Origin of the sequence: Pseudomonas sp. TJI-51, from assembly GCF_000190455.2 — a bacterium.
Classification (GTDB): Bacteria; Pseudomonadota; Gammaproteobacteria; order Pseudomonadales; family Pseudomonadaceae; genus Aquipseudomonas; species Aquipseudomonas juntendi.
The window spans coordinates 38,253-54,391 of sequence record NZ_AEWE02000065.1 but is presented as its reverse complement, the minus strand read 5'-3'; the positions used below and the strand labels follow the sequence as shown (position 1 = coordinate 54,391).

The following is a 16,139-nucleotide window of genomic DNA, read 5'->3' as shown; positions in this document are numbered from 1 at the left end:
CGGAATGGGCCTCGGCTGTTGCGGTAGCCACCGAGGCAGAGCGCTTTGCCCGTTGCCTCAGTTGCGGCGGCGGCCGCCCAATTCGACCCATACAGGGGCGTGATCGCTGGCCTTGGCCTCATTGCGCACCCAAGCATCTACCCCCGCCCCTTTCAGGTAAGGGGAGAGCTCGCGGTTGAGCAGCAGGTGGTCGATGCGCAGCCCGGCGTTACGTGCCCAGTGGTTGCGGAAGTAATCCCAGAAGGTGTACACGCGCTCGTCCGGGTACAGGTGGCGAACGGCATCCGTCCAACCTTGCGTCAGCAGATGCTCGAAACAGGCACGGGACTCTGGCTGCAACAAGGCATCCTTGAGCCAGGAACGTGTGTCGTAAATGTCCAGGTCCGTGGGCACCACGTTGAAATCACCCGCCAGGAGCGCTGGGTGCCCATTGGCATAGAGCGTTCGCGCATGCTGGATCAGGCATTCGAACCAGCGCAACTTGTAATCGAATTTCGGCCCAGGCTGCGGATTACCGTTGGGCAGATACAAGCACCCGACCAGCACCCCATGCGCCGCTGCTTCCAGGTAACGGCTCTGGGTGTCGTCCTCCATGCCTGGCAGGCCACGGCGCACCTCCAGCGGCTCGCTGTCACGCGCCAGAATGGCCACGCCGTTCCAGGCGGGCTGGCCCTGATAAACACAGCCGTAACCTGCCGCTTCAATTTCCTGGCGCGGAAACTTGTTATCGGCGGCCTTCAACTCCTGCAGGCAGGCGATGTCGGGCCGTTCGCGCTTCAACCACTCCAGCAACGCAGGCAAGCGACTGCTGATGCCATTGATGTTGAACGTGGCGATGCGGAGGTTTTTCATGCGTCAGGGTCATTCACGTGGGCCTGAACTGCGTCTTCCAGCGCTCGCACATGGGCTTCGTCGGCCAGTGCCTTGAGCGCCAGCCAGTCGTCCCAGTCGAGTGTGCCATCGTCGCGCAGTGCCTCGGCGGTGCGCAGCAGTTCATGGTGGTAGGCGTCTGGCGATTCGCTGCGGTAACTGACGTCGTCGTACTGCGCGTACCACGCTGCCAGCTCGGGAATGCTGCGTTCGATACTCATGGCGCTGCCCTCGCTCACTCATTAAGGGTGAGAGCACCTCGAGCGCGCGATGTTCAGTCCGGGTGCATCGGCGGTAGAGCGCGGCCGGTCACTGCGCAACAGAACGGCGCAGGAACCGGCCCCCAAAAAAAACCGTGCGCCAGGCACGGGCCGCTCAGTGAGCAACACCCGCTCTGGATCAGTTATCCAGTTCGTCCTTGACGACCTTGCCGTCGCGCGGATCGACCTTGAACTCGTACTGCTTGCCATCGGCTTTGATGCCCTCACCTTCCCAATGGCCGTCATCGGCCTCGATCTTGGTGATTTGCGTGTAGCCAGCGCCCTTCAGCGTCGCTTCCGCCTGGTCTTTGCTCACCTTCCAGTCAGCACCAGGCTGGTCCGCCCACGCCGCCGTACTGCCTAGCGCGGTCGCCAGCGCCAGGCCAGTGAACAGTCGAGTCATCGTCTTCATCGCCAACATCCTTTTTCATGAAAGTTAGCGGTACGACTGGCGGCCGCACCTCAGCGTTCAGTTTTGTTTCGGGGGCATGGATGCGATGTCATCAGCCAGCACCGCCGGTGAATTGCGTTGGAACTTCGCGGCGGGACGATGGCCTCCTTCTCAGGCCTATCGAAAACGGAGAATCACGATGTACGACAAACTGAATGGCAAACGCGTGGCATTCCTGGTGACTGACGGTTTTGAACAGGTCGAGTTGACCGGCCCACGTGAAGCCCTGGAACAAAAAGGCGCGGTGGTCGATATCCTGAGCGAAAAGGACGGCACGGTACGCGGCTGGAACCATGACAAACCGGCTGACGAGTTTACCGTGGATGCCACCTTCGACAGCGCGCAGGTGGACCTGTACGACGCCATTGTGTTGCCGGGCGGGGTGCAGAACTCCGATACCATCCGCCTGATCGAGGGCGCGCAAGCGCTGGTGAAAAGCCACGCTGCGGCAAACAAGCCACTGGCAGTGATCTGCCACGGGGCCTGGCTGCTGATATCGGCGGGCCTGGTAAAGGGCAAGCGGATGACCAGCTACCAGACCTTGCAGGACGATATTCGCAACGCCGGGGGCGAGTGGGTGGATGAGAAGGTGGTGGTAGACGGCCACCTGATCAGCAGCCGCAAGCCGGACGATATCCCGGCCTTCAACGATCAGTTGATCAAAGCACTGAGCGAATGAACCGCGTCAGCCAAGGCAGGCTGAGGTCGCGTTGATGCTGTGAGTTTTGCGCACCCGGTCATGCAGCGGGTGCTCAAAGCTCCAACCGGCCTGCCAGCAAGGCACTCAGCACCCCGGCAAGGTCATCGCCCTGTTCATCCAGCAGCCGCAAGGGTATGCCTTGCAAGATCGATTGTGACCCGGCGAGGTCCGCACCGACCAACGCCAGCGGGCACGCGACATCCATCTGCAAGGCGCGCAGCTGGCGGGCCAGTGTTGCGCTCACCGAGCCCTGTACGGCAATCACCAACGCTGCAGGCTGCACGGCGGCGCAGACCAGCGCCAGCTCTTCCAGTGGCTGATCACAGCCAAGCACGTCAATGCGCTGTTGCTCGCTGCTCAGCAACAGACCGGTGCACAGCAACTGCGCTTCAGCATGCCCTTCAGTGCCCGCCATTATCACGCGCGGCGCATTGGCCTGGTTCATCTGCAGGCGCATCAGTAGGCGCGCACGCAAGAAATTATCGAAGAACACCCATTGGCTGCGTTGGCCGAAGGCTCGCCCGGCGGCCAGTTGCTGCCAGACCGGCATCAGCACTTCGCGCAGCACCGTCGCCTTGGGCAACAACGTGAACAGCTGGCCATGCAGCGCATCCAGCGCTTGGGCATCGAACGCCTGGGTAGCACGCAGCAGCGCTGCGCGCCATTGGGCAAAGGCCGAATCCGACTGCACGGCGGCTTTCGGCTGGGCGGCGAGGCGCTCACCGACCTTGCTGATCGGCAGCCCATGGTTGGTCCAGTGCAGAATGTCGCGGATACGCTGCACGTCCTCGGCCGTGTACAGCCGGTGACCACCGTCGGTGCGCTGCGGGCGGAGCAAGCCATGGCGCCGCTCCCAGGCGCGCAGGGTCACCGGGTTGATGCCCGTCAGGGTGACCACATCGCGCATGGGCAGCAGGTAGGCTTGAGTAGTATCAGTCATTGCACGGGTCGTCCGGGAAGTGCCCCATTCTAAACCGATACACACCTTCTGCGCAGTGCCGAACTGGGTCATCATGCAGCAAACTGCGCGCGAAGCCCTGCACAGAGGCTACGCTGCGCTTACTGAACATGACATTTGCGTAGGTAGCGCTACATGATCACTGCAAAACTCCTGCAACTGATGGTCGAGCAATCCAACGACGGCATCGTCGTAGCCGAGCAGGAAGGCGAAGACAGCATCCTCATCTATGCCAACACAGCTTTCGAGCAACTGACGGGCTACCAGGCCAAGGACATCCTATACCAGGACTGCCGCTTCTTGCAGGGCGCCGACCATGACCAGGAAGCCGTACAGCGCATCCGCGAGGCGATTCGTGACGGCAAGCCGTGGCGGGAAGTCCTGCGCAACTACCGCAAGGATGGCAGCCCGTTCTGGAACGAATTGTCCATCAGCCCAGTGTTCAACCAAGCGGATCAACTAACCTACTACATCGGCATTCAGCACGATGTTTCCCGGCAGGTAGAGGCCGAGGCGCGGATCAAGGCGCTGGAAGCCGAGGTCGCTGAACTGCGGCAGCAGTTGGCGCAACGCGAAAGCTGAAATAGCTATACAAAAACTTTGACTTGTACAATTTTTGTCGTAGGCTTCGAGTATACCTGTACAACAATCGGGTGTTGTACAGGATTGTCCGGAGCCGAGCATGTCCGCTTACCTGCAGCAGTTCGCCGAACGCTTTGCCCACCTTGACGTGGACAGCCTCGATTCACTGAACACCCTGTACAGCGAAGACGTTGTCTTCCGCGACCCCCTGCATCAAATTCACGGGCTCGACGCCCTGCAGGCCTATTTCGCCCAGTTGTACGCCAATGCCCGCGATATCCGCTATGCCTTCGCCGCGGCGGACGAGGTGCTACCTGGCCAGGGTTACCTGCGCTGGACCCTCGAGTTTCGTCACCCACGGCTGGCACGGGGCGAACCGATAACGGTGCAAGGCTGCAGTTTTCTGCAGTGGCGTGACCGCGTCCATTTTCACCAGGATTTCTTCGACGCCGGCGCCCTGTTGTATGAGCACGTTCCACTGATGGGCGGGGCCATTCGCTGGCTCAAAGGCAGGCTGGCATGAGCCGCTGCTGGTTGACAGGCGCTAGCAGCGGCCTTGGCGCAGCCCTTGCGCAAGCGCTGCTGGAACAAGGGCACCAGGTCGCGTTGGGTGGCCGTCGCAGCCAGGCACTGCTGCCGTTGGCCGAGCGGTATCCGGGGCAGGTGCTGTTGGCCGAGGGCGACATTGCCGACGCTGCACAAGTGGCACAGATGGCCGCCCGCATCGAGCAAGCCTGGGGTGGGCTGGACATGGCGGTCTTCAATGCAGGCACTTGTGAATACCTGGAGCCCGGCCACTTCGACCCGGCGCTTGTCGAACGCGTGGTACGCACCAACCTGCTGGGCGTGAGCAACTGCCTGGCCGCCGCCCTGCCCTTGCTGCGGGCAGGCGTGCGCCCGCACCTGGTGGTGGTCGGCAGTTCGGTAACCTGGCTGGCCTTGCCGCGTGCCGGAGCCTACGGGGCGTCCAAGGCAGCCGTGCGTTACCTGGTGGAGTCGCAGCGGATCGACTTGGCACGCGAGGGTATCGACGTGACGTTGGTCAGCCCGGGCTTTGTCGATACGCCGTTGACCCGCCGCAACGACTTCCCCATGCCGCAACTGTGGTCTGCCGAGCGCGCGGCACAACATATTGCCAAGCGCTTGCCCCGGCGCCCGCTTGAAATCAACTTCCCAAGCCTTTTCACCTGGGGCCTGCGTGTGCTCGGGGCCCTGCCCCCGCGTCTGCGCCTGGCCCTGGGCCTGCGCTTGGCCCGCCACGAACAGGACTGACCCATGCGCATCGCCATTATTGGAAGCGGCATTGCCGGCCTCACCTGTGCCTACCTGCTCTCCCGTCGCCACGCGGTCACGGTGTTCGAAGCCGCGAGCTGGGTCGGCGGCCACACCCACACCGTGGACGTGGACTGGGCAGGCGAGCGCTATGCCATCGATACTGGCTTCATCGTGTTCAACGACTGGACCTACCCGAACTTCATTCGTTTGCTCGAGCAACTGGATGTGGGCTCACAACCCACGCAGATGAGCTTCTCCGTAAACGACCCACTCAGCGGCCTGGAATACAACGGTCATAGCCTCGACACCCTGTTCGCACAACGCAGCAACCTGCTGTCACCGGGTTTCTGGGGGATGCTGCGCGAAATCCTGCGCTTCAACCGGCAGGCTATCGCCGACCTGGATGCAGGGCGCATAGACGATCACACCACGCTGGGCAGCTATCTTCAGGCGCAAGGCTACGGGCAACGTTTTGTCGATCACTACGTGGTGCCCATGGGCTCGGCGATCTGGTCGATGTCCCGGGCCGACATGCTGGCTTTTCCGTTGCAGTTCTTCGTGCGCTTTTGCCGCAACCACGGCCTGCTGTCGGTCAATAAGCGGCCGCAATGGCGGGTGATAGAAGGTGGTTCACGCAGCTATATCGGCCCGCTGAGCCGGCGGTTTGCCGAACAGGTACGGCTTGACTGCAAGGTTCACCGGGTCGACCGAGACCAGGATGGGGTGACCCTGCACAGCGCTGCCGGCACCGAGCGCTTCGACAAAGTGGTATTCGCCTGTCACAGCGACCAGGCCCTTGCCCTGCTGCAGGCACCGAGTACACAGGAGCAGGCAGTACTGGGCGCCATCGGCTACGCCGACAATGATGTGGTGCTGCACACCGACACCCGCCTGCTGCCCCGCCGGCGCAAAGCCTGGGCCAGTTGGAACTACCGCCTGGCCGGCGACGGTCAGGCACCGGCCGCGCTGACCTACAACATGAATATCCTGCAAGGCCTGCAGGCGCCGGTGACGTTCTGCGTGAGCCTGAACCAGACCGCCCTGATCGACCCCGCCCAGATCATCGCCCGCTTCAGTTACGCCCACCCGCAATACAGCCTGGCGGCGCTGGCCGCACAGGCCCGGCATGCGCAGCTGCAAGGCGGTCAGCACAGCTATTTCTGCGGGGCCTACTGGGGCAACGGCTTTCACGAGGACGGCGTCACCAGCGCGCTGCAGGTGGCCAGCCATTTCGGGGAACAGCTATGAACAGCGGTCTGTGCCTGGGCTGGCTCAGCCACCGGCGCCTGAGCCCGCGGCCGCACACCTTCCGCTACCAAGTCGGCATGTTCTACCTGGACCTGGACGAGCAAGCCTGGCTGATGACCCTGTCGCGCTGGCTACGGCGCTCGCGCCTGGCGCCGCTGAGCTTCCGTGAAACCGATTACCTGCCGGCCTTTACCGGCCAAGGGCAATCGCTGGCCGGCGCCGCGCGGCGGTTGGTGGGCCGGGCCACGGGCCAGGTGCCGGAAGGACCGGTACGCCTGCTGACCCAGCTGCGTTGCTGGGGACTGGCGTTCAACCCGGTGAGTTTCTACTTCTGCCACGACCGCGATGGGCACCTGGCGGCAATCCTGCTGGAAGTACGCAACACCCCTTGGCGAGAGCGCTTCCACTATGTGCTGCCCGTACAGGGCGGGCTGGCGCAGCCGTTCGCGGTGAACAAGGCCTTTCACGTGTCGCCGTTCATGCCGCTGGACATGGACTACCGCTTGCGCTTCCACCTCGACGAGAGCCGGGTGCGCATCCACATGGAAAACTGGCAAAGCGGCCACAAGGTCTTCGAAGCCGACCTGGCACTACGGCGCCAACCCTTGGACCGCCCCGCCTTGCACCGCTACATCCTGGCCTTCCCCTGGATGAGCCTGCGCACCCTGACGGGCATCTACTGGCAAGCCCTGCGCCTGTTCTGCAAGCGCACGCCTATTCACGACCACACCGCCAGCCAGGCTGACCTGGCACTTGGCCAACCTTGCGAGGACTCCGATCATGTCGAATCCCACCCTGAGCGTTAGCAAGTCAGCAGGCATCGCCCCTTGGTTGGGCGCGCTGGCGCGCAACGCTGTGCTGGCACAGCTGGGCAAGTTGCGCCATGGCCACCTGCGTGTGCTCTGCCATGGGCAACAATGGGCCTTCGGTGATGCCGCCAGTGCCCTGCAGGCGGAGGTGGAAATTCTCGATGATGCTGCCTGGAACCTGCTGGCGAGCAATGGTTCGATCGGTGCCGGTGAGGGTTATATCCATGGTTACTGGCGCAGCCCGGACCTGGCCCTGGTCACGCGGTTGTTCGTCGCCAACCTTGAGGTGCTCGACGCCCTGGAAGGGGGCCTGGCGCGGTTGGGCCGGCCCGCCCTGCGCCTGCTGCACCGGCTCAACCGCAACAGCAAGCGCGGTGCGCGACGCAACATACTGGCCCACTATGACTTGGGCAACGCACTGTTCGAACAGCTGCTGGACCCGACCATGATGTACTCGGCTGCCCAGTTCGAGCACCCCGACCAACCCCTTGAACAGGCCCAGCTTCGCAAGCTGCAACGCATCTGCGAAAAGCTTGAACTGGGCCCGGAAGACCACCTGCTGGAGATCGGCACTGGCTGGGGCAGCCTTGCCATCCATGCGGCCAGCCATCATGGTTGCCGGGTCACCACCACCACCCTGTCACAGGCCCAGTACAGCCATACCCTGCAACGGGTCAAAGACCTGGGGCTGGAGCGGCAGATCACGGTGCTGCAGGAGGACTATCGCGACCTGCGCGGGACATTCGACAAACTGGTGTCGATCGAGATGATCGAGGCTGTAGGCCACCGCTACCTGCCCACGTACTTCCGCCAGTGTGGAGCGTTGCTCAAGCCCGATGGCCTGATGCTGATCCAGGCGATCACCATTCGCGACCAGCGCTATGCTCAGGCACGGCGCTCGGTGGACTTCATCCAGCGCTATATTTTCCCCGGCGGCGCCCTGCCCTCGCTCAGCGTGCTGGTCGATACGGCCAGCCGCCAGACCGCGCTGAACCTGGTTCACATGGAGGATTTCGGTGTCGACTATGCCCTGACGCTGCGGCACTGGCACGACAACCTGAAGCAGTCGCGCGCCGCGCTCGCGGCGTTGGGTTATGACGAGACGTTCCAGCGCCTGTGGGAGTTTTATCTGTGCTACTGCCAGGGCGGCTTCGAAGAGCGTGCCATTGGCGTGGCGCAGCTGTTGTGGGCGGCGCCGAACGCGCGTCGCGCGCCACTGCCTGTACCAGCGTGATGGTTACCCGCGGCCAGATTGCCAATGCGCTGTGGCTGCAATTGGGCTGGTGGTTGTGCATATGGGGTGCCAGCACACCTGGGGTGCTGGTGCTGTTACCTGTGGGCCTGGCGCTACACCTGTGGACATGCACACAGCCGCGGGCAGAAGCGTGGGCGCTGTTACGCGTAACCCTGGTTGGCTGCCTGCTGGACAGCCTGCTTGGCAGTTTTGGCGTATTTGATTTTCATGCCTGGCCGTTACCCTTGTGGCTGGCATCGATGTGGTTGGTGCTGGCCAGCGGTTTGCGCCACAGCCTGGCCTGGGCTGGTCGGCCGTTTTTGCGCGGTGCCGTGGTCGGCGCGGTTGCCGGCCCCCTGGCATATCTGGGCGGCGCCAGGCTGGCCGATGTCGCGCTGCCCCTGGGGCCTTTGGCAACCACCCTGGTTCTAGTGCCGATCTGGGCCTTGGCCCTGCCCTTGCTGGTGCGCCTGGCCGCGTGGCGCTGATCGGCGACAGCGCTCGGAACAATAGCGCACCTCGTCCCAGCAACGCGCCCAGCGCTTGCGCCAGGTGAATGGCCGGCCACACACCACGCACACCTTGCTTGGCAGGTTTTGCTTCTTCACAGCGGCCTGCCTGCATCCAGCTCGGCGAGCAACTGCTCGCCACGTTGCCACACACCATCACGGCGCGCGGCAGCCATGCGGTCGAGGTTGCGGTAGACCATTGCCAGGCGCGGGTTGGCTGACAGGCGTTGACGGTGGCGGATAAGAAAATGCCAGTACAGCGCATTGAACGGGCAGGCATCGGCTTCCACCACCTTGTCTACCCGATAGCTGCAGGCCTTGCAGTGGTCGGACATCCGCTGGATGTAACGCCCACTGGCGCAATACGGTTTGGAGCCCAGGTAGCCACCGTCGGCATGCATCACCATGCCAAGCGTGTTGGGCAGTTCGACCCAGTCGAACGCGTCGATGTAAACCGCCAGGTACCATTCACAGATGGCGGCAGGCGCGATGCCTGCCAACAGCGCAAAGTTGCCGGTCACCATCAGCCGCTGCACGTGGTGCGCATACCCAAGCCGCAGCGTTTGCCCTATCGCTTGCGCCATGCAGCGCATGCGGGTGTTGCCGGTCCAGTAGAACTCGGGCAAGGCGCGGGCGTTGCCGAAGTGGTTCAATGTGGCGTAGTCGGGCATGCGCAGCCAATACACACCGCGGACATATTCACGCCAACCGATCAGTTGGCGGATGAAGCCTTCGGCGGCGTTGAGCGGCACCCTGCCTTCGCGCCAAGCCTGTTGCACGTCTTCGCACAACTGCCGCACATCGAGCAAGCCTATGTTCAGGGCCGCGCTGATGCGTGAATGGAAAAGATACGGCTCACCTTCGGCCATGGCGTCCTGGTAGTCACCGAATGCCGCCAGACCGAAGTCGAGAAAATGCTGCCACAGCTCACCCGCCTGCTGCTGGGTGACGGGGTACTCGAACCCGTCTATCTCGCCATAATGGTCGCCGAAGCGCTGGCGTACCAGCGCCATGACCGCCAGGGTAATGGCATCGGGCGTGAAGCGCGCCGCGAACGGAGCGCCCAGGTTGCGAGGCAGTGGTTTACGGTTTTCACTGTCGAAGTTCCAGGCGCCCCCGGCAGGGCTGCCGTCGGGCTCCAGCAGCAGGCCGCACCGCTTGCGCATACCGCGATAGAAATGCTCCATGCGCAACTGCCGGCGACCCTCTGCCCAGCGCGCGAACGCCTCACGCGAGCACAGAAAGCGGGTGTCGCGGTGCCATGTCAAGGGCAGCCCGGACTCGCGCAACCCGTGCTCGAGCCTCCACTCGCCACATTCGGTGAGGTCGATCTGCGCCGCGCCAAGCCGTTCGCGCCAGCGGCGCAGCTCACCGACGATGGTGCCGCTGTTGTCGCTGTCATCGATCGGTACGTAGTGCACTTGCCAGCCGCGCTCGCGCAGCGCCTGGGCAAAGTGGCGCATGGCGCTGAAAATGAGCACGATCTTTTGCGGGTGATGGGGCACATAGCGCGCCTCGCCCTCCACCTCTGCCATCAGGATAGCGTCGTGGGCAGGGTCCAGTGCCTTGAGGCTTGGCAGCTCCAGCGATAACTGGTCACCCAGCACCAGACCCAGGCGCACGGGGCGGCCTACCACTGGCTGGCCAGTGTAATCGGCACGCGCAACGGTGCAATGGGGCCGTCGCGTTGCCCGCACATCTCATCATGCACCAACTGCTGCACCAGCACGCATGGCACCTCGGCCATGTCAGCCAGCAAATCGCGCAGTTCGGTAGTGGAGCGCAGGCGCACAGGCTGCCCCTGCGCATCGCTCAAGGTAACCGGGCCGGTTGCGGTCATGGCACGCAATACGTAGAAGCCGCCTTCCAGCGAAAGCACTTCAAGCTCTTCGATTTCGCCAGCATCCACGTGCTGGGCCAATGCATTCAGGTTCATGGCGTAGCCTCCGGCAGGCGGCGGAAGAACAGCGTGATCTGGCCGATCTCCACACCTAGTTTGCTCATGCTCGAGCGGTTGATCAGCGTGTCGTCATCCATCAGGTACATCCAGTCGTCCAGGTCCACCTCCCAGTGCTTGCCGTCCACCGGCAAGTCCAGCCGGTAGCGCCAGCGCAGCGAATTGCCCGCCACTTCGCCACGGGCCTCGCCGATCACGTCGCCGGCCGTGCCACGCCAGCGCCCAGGCCCGTCCGGCACCAAGGTCCAAGTGCGCTGTTGGCGCGTGCCGTCGCTGTACACGAAGTGCTCGTCGAGAATCAGCCGCTCACCTTCCCGGCGGCTGTCGATGCGCACATGAAACCGCTTGACCACCTCGCCGGAACGCTTCTGGAACATGCCCCAGGCCTGAACCGGCCGGGAGAAGAACGCCGCCAGGTCGAGCTTGGGTTGCTCACCGGCATAATGCTCGACCCCCACGTTGCCGCAACTGCCCAACAGCAGGCAGCCAACCAGTAACAGCGCTTTGCCAACGTTCATGTCACGGCTCTCCATCGGTGCCGGCCAGCCCGAGCAAGCGCTGCCGTAATTGTGGGTCCCTGGCATTCGGGCCGAGCCAGATGGCGAAGAATGCCCGGGCAAAGACAGGGTCGGTGATTTCGCGGCTGAGTTTGCCGTCAACGTAAAAACGGCAGCCTTGGCCCGGCAGGTAAACACCTGTTATGCGCATGCCAGGGCGTACGTCGACGAATGCCTGTTGCAGCAGCGCGGTCAGTTGCGCGCTGCGTTGCGCCGTCATGCTGCCCCCGTCGAGCCTGCGCATTTCTGCAAGGCTGGCTTCGACCAAAGTGTCTCTGGACAGCGAGCGGTGGTAACGCAGCTCCAGCGCGAACGGCTCATCCCAGCGCTGCACGGGGCCGGCCGCCCACAGCCGCGCACTGTACAAACGCAGGCCCCACCAGCTGAAATCGCCTTCACCCAGCCGTTGTGCGGCCGGCACATCCGAGCGCCAGTCCGCCACAGCCGCCGTGGCCAGAGCGGTCAGCAACAGACACAGGGATGTGAATCGGGCTGGGACTGCCATGCTGGCCTCGGCTGCCATGACCAATATTGTACAAACATAGCACCTTGTACAGGTTTGTCACCCTCAATGTACAGCTTTTTGCATCAGTTAAAAGGCAGCCGCAGGGTTGCTGCCAAGCCCCCGCTCGGTCGGTTCTCAAGGTGAACATGCCCGCCCAGGCGGTCAATGATGGTGGCGACAATGGACAGCCCCAGCCCGGCACCGTTGGGGCTGTTACGGCTGTAGAAGCGCTCGAACACGCGCGCTATGTCAGCCGGCTCGATACCTGGCCCTTCATCCTCCACGATCAGCTCGAAACGGTTTTCCAGGCGCCTGAGCAGTACGCTGATGCGCCCTCCCGGGGGCGAGTGCTCGACGGCGTTGGAAACCAGGTTCTGGAACGCGATGGTCAACGCACCGGCGTCGATGCCCAGGTGGTGATCACCCTCACCGATATCCAGCGATGGCTCCAGGCCGCGGTCGAGTATCCAGGGAGTCAGCTCGGCCATGGTGTCGGTGACCACCTCACCCAGGTCGACCTTGACCGCGGCGTGCTGGCCCAGGCGCGGCTCGACACGGGCCAGGGTCAGCAACTGGTTGACCACCCGGGTCAGCCGGTCCACACCGCCAATCAGAAAGCCCAGCGCCTTGCGCCGTTCGGCCTCGCTTGCGGCCTCGAGTGCGTTCTGGGCATGCAGGCGCAACACCGCCAGCGGCGTGCGCATTTCATGGGCGGCGTCGGCAATGAAGCGGTGTTCGCGCCGCAACATGTCTTCGATCTGCGCCAGCAGGCGGTTGATGGCCGCTTGCATGGGTTCCAGCTCCGAGGGCAATGGCGCCAGGCGCAAGGGTTCGAGTGAATCGGCGTGGCGTGCGCGAATGACCGTGGCCATGTTCTGCAAGGGGCGCAGCCCCCAGCCGATCGCGACCCAGACCAGCAACACCAGGGCCAGGCTGCCGAGCAGGAAGGGGAACAAGGTATGGCGCACGATCCGGTCGATGAGGTCGTAGCGCACATCATCACGTTCACCCACCCAGATGACCCAGTGCTTTTCCGGCACCGGTAACACAAAGCCGCGCCATTGCCGGTCACCACTGGAAAAGTCGTAGAACCCAGGTTCGGACGGCGGCAGCGACAACTGCGGGGCACTGGGTGTATGCACCAGCAACACGCCCCCCTCACCCCATACCTGGAATGCCAGCTTGCTTTCGTAGGGGTGGCCAACCCGGTGGTGGCCGGCCTGGGCCAAGGCGTCGTTGAACGCCTGGTACATGGCCTCGCGCGAGCCGCCCTGGACCGGCAGGCTCATGACCCCCTGCAGCAGGCGGGCATTCTGGGCCAGGTGGGCGTCGTACACTTCGTTGATCTCATGGCGACTGTCATGATAGTTGTACAGCGTCAGCAGGCCTGTCCCCAGCAGCAACAGCAGCATGACCCGCCACAACGTCCTTCGCCGCAACGAGGTCATGCCTTGCCCTCGACCAGATAGCCAATGCCCCGCACCGTGCGGATCAGGCCGTTGTTGAGCTTTTTGCGCAGGTGGTAGATGTGCACTTCCAGGGTATTGCTCTCGGGCTCTTCATCCCAGCCATACAGCAGCTGGGTCAGGCGTTCGCGGGTGAACACCTTGCCCGGCTGCGCCAGCAATTCATGCAGCAAGCGGTACTCCTTGGGGGTCAGTATCACTTCCAGCCCTTGGTAATGTACCTGCTGGGTAGCGGGGTCGAGCATGACCCCGGCATGCTCGATCAATACCTTGGCACGCCCGGCGCTGCGCCTGAGCAAAGCCCGCAAGCGGGCCTTCAGCTCGTTGAGGTCGAACGGCTTGACCAGGTAGTCGTCAGCGCCAGCATCCAGCCCGGCGATGCGATCATCCAGGGCGTCCCGCGCGGTGAGGATCAGTACCGGCAAGCTATTGCCAGCGCCTCTCACGCGCCGCAGTACCTCGATGCCATCCAGGCGCGGCAAGCCCAGGTCCAGGATGGCCAGGTCGAATGTTTCATGCAGCAGCGCGTGCACGCCATTCTGGCCGTCGCGCAACCAGTCGAGCGTATAACCCTCCTGGCGCAAGCCATCGCAGATCCCCTCCCCCAGTGCGGTATCGTCCTCAACCAGCAGTAGCCGCATGTTCAGTCCTGTTTGTCCTTGATTGCCTTGAGTAAAGCCGCGATATCCGCCCGCCGGCCCTGGTCCGCCAGTTCACGGCCCGGCCGCGGCGGCGCCTGCATGGCCTTGTGCAAGGCAGCAGTGCCTTCAGCGTAGCGCTTTTGCCGGTACAAGTGGTCGGCCCAGAAATAGTTGCTGTCGATGCCGTTGGGGTTGATCTTCAGGGCTTCGCGCAACAGCTGGTCCGCCTTGTCGCCGTCACCGAACCCTATCGGCCAGCCCGGCACCTGGTCGTAAAGCGTGCCAAGGCTGGTATAGGCCGAGCCCTGCAGGGCATCAGGATCCAGCTTCATGGCCTGCTCCAGGCTGGCCTTGGCTGACTTGACCTTGCCCAGCGCACCAAGCCCGCCCACGGCGCCAGCCCAGCTGCTGTTGATGATGCCTTCCCAGATCAGCGGCTCGGGGGTGCCGGGGTGCTGCCTGACGAATGCCGCCGCCTCACCGGACAACTTCTCGAAAGCATCGGCACGCTGGGCCTTGGGCGTCTGATACTGGATTTGTGCCCAACGCTGTTGCAGCGCGCTGAGCTGCTGGTTTCCGGCTGGGTCCAGTGCCCAGGTGAACGGGGTGAACGCCAGCAGGCTGACGAAGGCCAGTCGCTTCATTTGCTCGACTCCTTGATATGGCCGCCAATGTAGCGGCGAATGACAGGCAATTGCTTGCGCAGGGCACGGTCGACCACCCCTGGCAACATGCCGTTGATGCGTACGAAGAGCTTTTCCGGCCACCCCAGGTACAGCTCGCTGCGCTCCGACTGGACGGCTACGAGCACGGCGCGGGCGACATCGGCCGGGTCGTCCATGCCGACCTTCAGCGCCTGGTTTAGCGCGGTGGCGGCGCTGCTGTTCATGGTGGTGCGGGTGGCCCGCGGGGCTGCATACAGCACATTCACCGTGGTATCGGCCAACTCACGGCGCAACGCCTCGGAAAAACCGCGCAGGGCGAACTTGCTGGCACAGTAGGTGGCGTAGCCGGGGTAGCCGATCGAGCCGTAAGTGGAACCGACATTCACCACCAGCGCCTTGGGTTGCTCGCGCAGCAGGGGCAGGCAGGCACGGGTCAGCTGCAGGGGCGCCTTGATGTTGATGTCGAGCAATTCATCCAGCACGTACTCGTCCAACTGGTCCAGCAAGGCAAAACGGTTTACACCGGCGGCATTGATCAGCACATTGACCCCGCCCATTTCACGGGCGCGGCTGACCACCTGTTCACGCCCGGTCGGCGTACGCAGGTCGGCCGTTTGCCAACGCAGGCGCTCAGGGTAGCGGTTCATCAGCCCCGCCAGCTTGCCCATGTGCCGGCTTACCGCCAGGACCCGGGCACCGGCTGCACACAATTGCTCGGCCAGTTCCAGGCCGATGCCGCCACTGGCCCCGGTCAGCACCACCACCGACTCATGCAAGCGCATGCTGCACCTCGGCATGCTCAGTGCGTGGCAAACCTTCGAACATGGCGGTATACAGCTGGTACACCACCTTGGCGGCGTGCAGCACCGCCTGCTGGTCGGCCACGTCGTCCAGCCGGTCCATCAGGCTTTTGTAGGTGACCATGTGGTCCTGGTCCAGCGCGCCGTGGGAACTGAGGTAGCTGAAGGCCTGGTTGGGCAACCCGAGGGTGCTCTGGATCGCCCCGGCAGCATGGGTGGCCAGGGCGATGCTGGTGCCCTCCAGCACGTTGACCATGCCGAACAACCCCACCGGGTTGCCCCGTGCGATAAGGTCGTACAGATAGGCAACCATCAACTCGATGGGCAAGGCAGGCAGGCCGTCGCGTACCGCCTCCCAGTCACCGCCACAGGCCTTGATATCGTTGAGGATCCACTGCTCGTGGCCGTACTCCTCCTGGATGTACTCGCACACCGCGCCGCGCAACCACTCCAGCCGCGCCGGCAGCCGAGCGCCGCACGCCATCATCAGCGGCACGGTATGGCGCACGTGGTAATAGGCCTGGGTGAGGAAGGCGATGTAGCTGGCCCGGCTGACCTGGCCGGCCAGCGCCTCGCGAATGACCGGCACGGCGAACAAAGCCTGACGTTCGTAGCTGGTTTGCAGCTGCAGGGTGTCGAAAAATGACATGGT

22 protein-coding genes are annotated in these 16,139 nt (G+C 63.5%); 8 read left to right on the top strand and 14 right to left on the bottom strand.

Annotation, left to right across the window (positions count from 1 at the left end; all coding sequences use genetic code 11):
* Positions 1-57: 57 nt before the first annotated feature.
* From xth to G1E_RS15045, 3 genes are all read right to left on the bottom strand, one after another.
* Positions 58-852: an exodeoxyribonuclease III gene (gene xth / locus G1E_RS15055; RefSeq protein WP_009685527.1), complete on the bottom strand. Its 795-nt coding sequence runs from the start codon at positions 850-852 to the stop codon at positions 58-60.
* Positions 849-1,091: a hypothetical protein gene (locus tag G1E_RS15050; protein ID WP_009685528.1), complete on the bottom strand. Its 243-nt coding sequence runs from the start codon at positions 1,089-1,091 to the stop codon at positions 849-851. The genes xth and G1E_RS15050 overlap by 4 nt, the downstream gene beginning before the upstream one ends.
* Positions 1,092-1,269: 178 nt before the next feature.
* Complete coding sequence (locus G1E_RS15045; RefSeq protein WP_047149911.1) at positions 1,270-1,542, bottom strand: PepSY domain-containing protein; 273 nt, start codon at positions 1,540-1,542, stop codon at positions 1,270-1,272.
* A 178-nt stretch (positions 1,543-1,720) separates the two neighbouring features.
* On the opposite strand from G1E_RS15045, the gene G1E_RS15040 reads away from it, so the two are divergent.
* Positions 1,721-2,260: a type 1 glutamine amidotransferase domain-containing protein gene (locus tag G1E_RS15040; RefSeq protein ID WP_047149910.1), complete on the top strand. Its 540-nt coding sequence runs from the start codon at positions 1,721-1,723 to the stop codon at positions 2,258-2,260.
* A 73-nt stretch (positions 2,261-2,333) separates the two neighbouring features.
* On the opposite strand, the gene G1E_RS15035 is transcribed toward G1E_RS15040, so the two are convergent.
* Positions 2,334-3,221, bottom strand: coding sequence for a MerR family transcriptional regulator (locus G1E_RS15035; protein ID WP_009685531.1), 888 nt, complete (start codon positions 3,219-3,221; stop codon positions 2,334-2,336).
* A gap of 153 nt (positions 3,222-3,374) precedes the next feature.
* Between G1E_RS15035 and G1E_RS15030 the strand changes: the two genes are divergently transcribed.
* From G1E_RS15030 to G1E_RS15000, 7 genes are all read left to right on the top strand, one after another.
* Positions 3,375-3,821, top strand: a complete 447-nt coding sequence (locus tag G1E_RS15030) for a PAS sensor domain-containing protein (protein ID WP_009685532.1) — start codon at positions 3,375-3,377, stop codon at positions 3,819-3,821.
* A 100-nt stretch (positions 3,822-3,921) separates the two neighbouring features.
* On the top strand, positions 3,922-4,344 hold the full coding sequence (locus G1E_RS15025) for a nuclear transport factor 2 family protein (RefSeq protein ID WP_009685533.1): 423 nt from the start codon (positions 3,922-3,924) through the stop codon (positions 4,342-4,344).
* Positions 4,341-5,093: an SDR family NAD(P)-dependent oxidoreductase gene (locus G1E_RS15020; RefSeq protein WP_009685534.1), complete on the top strand. Its 753-nt coding sequence runs from the start codon at positions 4,341-4,343 to the stop codon at positions 5,091-5,093. Before G1E_RS15025 ends, G1E_RS15020 begins: the two co-directional genes overlap by 4 nt.
* A 3-nt stretch (positions 5,094-5,096) precedes the next feature.
* Positions 5,097-6,344, top strand: coding sequence for an NAD(P)/FAD-dependent oxidoreductase (locus G1E_RS15015; protein ID WP_009685535.1), 1,248 nt, complete (start codon positions 5,097-5,099; stop codon positions 6,342-6,344).
* Complete coding sequence (locus tag G1E_RS15010; RefSeq protein WP_009685536.1) at positions 6,341-7,150, top strand: DUF1365 domain-containing protein; 810 nt, start codon at positions 6,341-6,343, stop codon at positions 7,148-7,150. Before G1E_RS15015 ends, G1E_RS15010 begins: the two co-directional genes overlap by 4 nt.
* The gene (locus G1E_RS15005; RefSeq protein ID WP_029887146.1) at positions 7,125-8,387 is read left to right on the top strand and encodes a cyclopropane-fatty-acyl-phospholipid synthase family protein; all 1,263 of its coding nucleotides are present in this window, start codon (positions 7,125-7,127) and stop codon (positions 8,385-8,387) included. The genes G1E_RS15010 and G1E_RS15005 overlap by 26 nt, the downstream gene beginning before the upstream one ends.
* Positions 8,387-8,875 carry a DUF2878 domain-containing protein gene (locus G1E_RS15000; protein WP_033690927.1) on the top strand — a complete coding sequence of 163 codons (489 nt, stop codon included), beginning with the start codon at positions 8,387-8,389 and terminating at the stop codon, positions 8,873-8,875. The genes G1E_RS15005 and G1E_RS15000 overlap by 1 nt, the downstream gene beginning before the upstream one ends.
* On the opposite strand, the gene G1E_RS27685 is transcribed toward G1E_RS15000, so the two are convergent.
* From G1E_RS27685 to G1E_RS14955, 10 genes are all read right to left on the bottom strand, one after another.
* The gene (locus G1E_RS27685) at positions 8,816-8,995 is read right to left on the bottom strand and encodes a DUF2256 domain-containing protein (RefSeq protein ID WP_009685540.1); all 180 of its coding nucleotides are present in this window, start codon (positions 8,993-8,995) and stop codon (positions 8,816-8,818) included. The two genes, G1E_RS15000 and G1E_RS27685, sit on opposite strands and share 60 nt — an antisense overlap.
* Complete coding sequence (locus G1E_RS14995; protein WP_009685541.1) at positions 8,992-10,518, bottom strand: cryptochrome/photolyase family protein; 1,527 nt, start codon at positions 10,516-10,518, stop codon at positions 8,992-8,994. Before G1E_RS14995 ends, G1E_RS27685 begins: the two co-directional genes overlap by 4 nt.
* 8 nt (positions 10,519-10,526) lie before the next feature.
* A complete protein-coding gene (locus G1E_RS14990) occupies positions 10,527-10,832 on the bottom strand; it encodes a DUF6482 family protein (protein ID WP_009685542.1) in 306 nt (101 codons plus the stop codon).
* On the bottom strand, positions 10,829-11,371 hold the full coding sequence (locus tag G1E_RS14985) for a DUF3833 domain-containing protein (protein ID WP_009685543.1): 543 nt from the start codon (positions 11,369-11,371) through the stop codon (positions 10,829-10,831). Before G1E_RS14985 ends, G1E_RS14990 begins: the two co-directional genes overlap by 4 nt.
* 1 nt (position 11,372) lies before the next feature.
* Complete coding sequence (locus G1E_RS14980) at positions 11,373-11,915, bottom strand: chalcone isomerase family protein (protein ID WP_029887142.1); 543 nt, start codon at positions 11,913-11,915, stop codon at positions 11,373-11,375.
* 83 nt (positions 11,916-11,998) lie between these two features.
* Positions 11,999-13,363, bottom strand: a complete 1,365-nt coding sequence (locus G1E_RS14975) for a sensor histidine kinase (protein ID WP_033690926.1) — start codon at positions 13,361-13,363, stop codon at positions 11,999-12,001.
* On the bottom strand, positions 13,360-14,022 hold the full coding sequence (locus tag G1E_RS14970) for a response regulator (protein WP_009685546.1): 663 nt from the start codon (positions 14,020-14,022) through the stop codon (positions 13,360-13,362). Before G1E_RS14970 ends, G1E_RS14975 begins: the two co-directional genes overlap by 4 nt.
* 2 nt (positions 14,023-14,024) lie before the next feature.
* Positions 14,025-14,666 carry a hypothetical protein gene (locus G1E_RS14965; RefSeq protein ID WP_009685547.1) on the bottom strand — a complete coding sequence of 214 codons (642 nt, stop codon included), beginning with the start codon at positions 14,664-14,666 and terminating at the stop codon, positions 14,025-14,027.
* On the bottom strand, positions 14,663-15,469 hold the full coding sequence (locus G1E_RS14960) for an SDR family oxidoreductase (RefSeq protein WP_009685548.1): 807 nt from the start codon (positions 15,467-15,469) through the stop codon (positions 14,663-14,665). Before G1E_RS14960 ends, G1E_RS14965 begins: the two co-directional genes overlap by 4 nt.
* Positions 15,456-16,136 carry a TenA family transcriptional regulator gene (locus tag G1E_RS14955; RefSeq protein WP_009685549.1) on the bottom strand — a complete coding sequence of 227 codons (681 nt, stop codon included), beginning with the start codon at positions 16,134-16,136 and terminating at the stop codon, positions 15,456-15,458. The genes G1E_RS14960 and G1E_RS14955 overlap by 14 nt, the downstream gene beginning before the upstream one ends.
* Positions 16,137-16,139 lie beyond the last annotated feature (3 nt).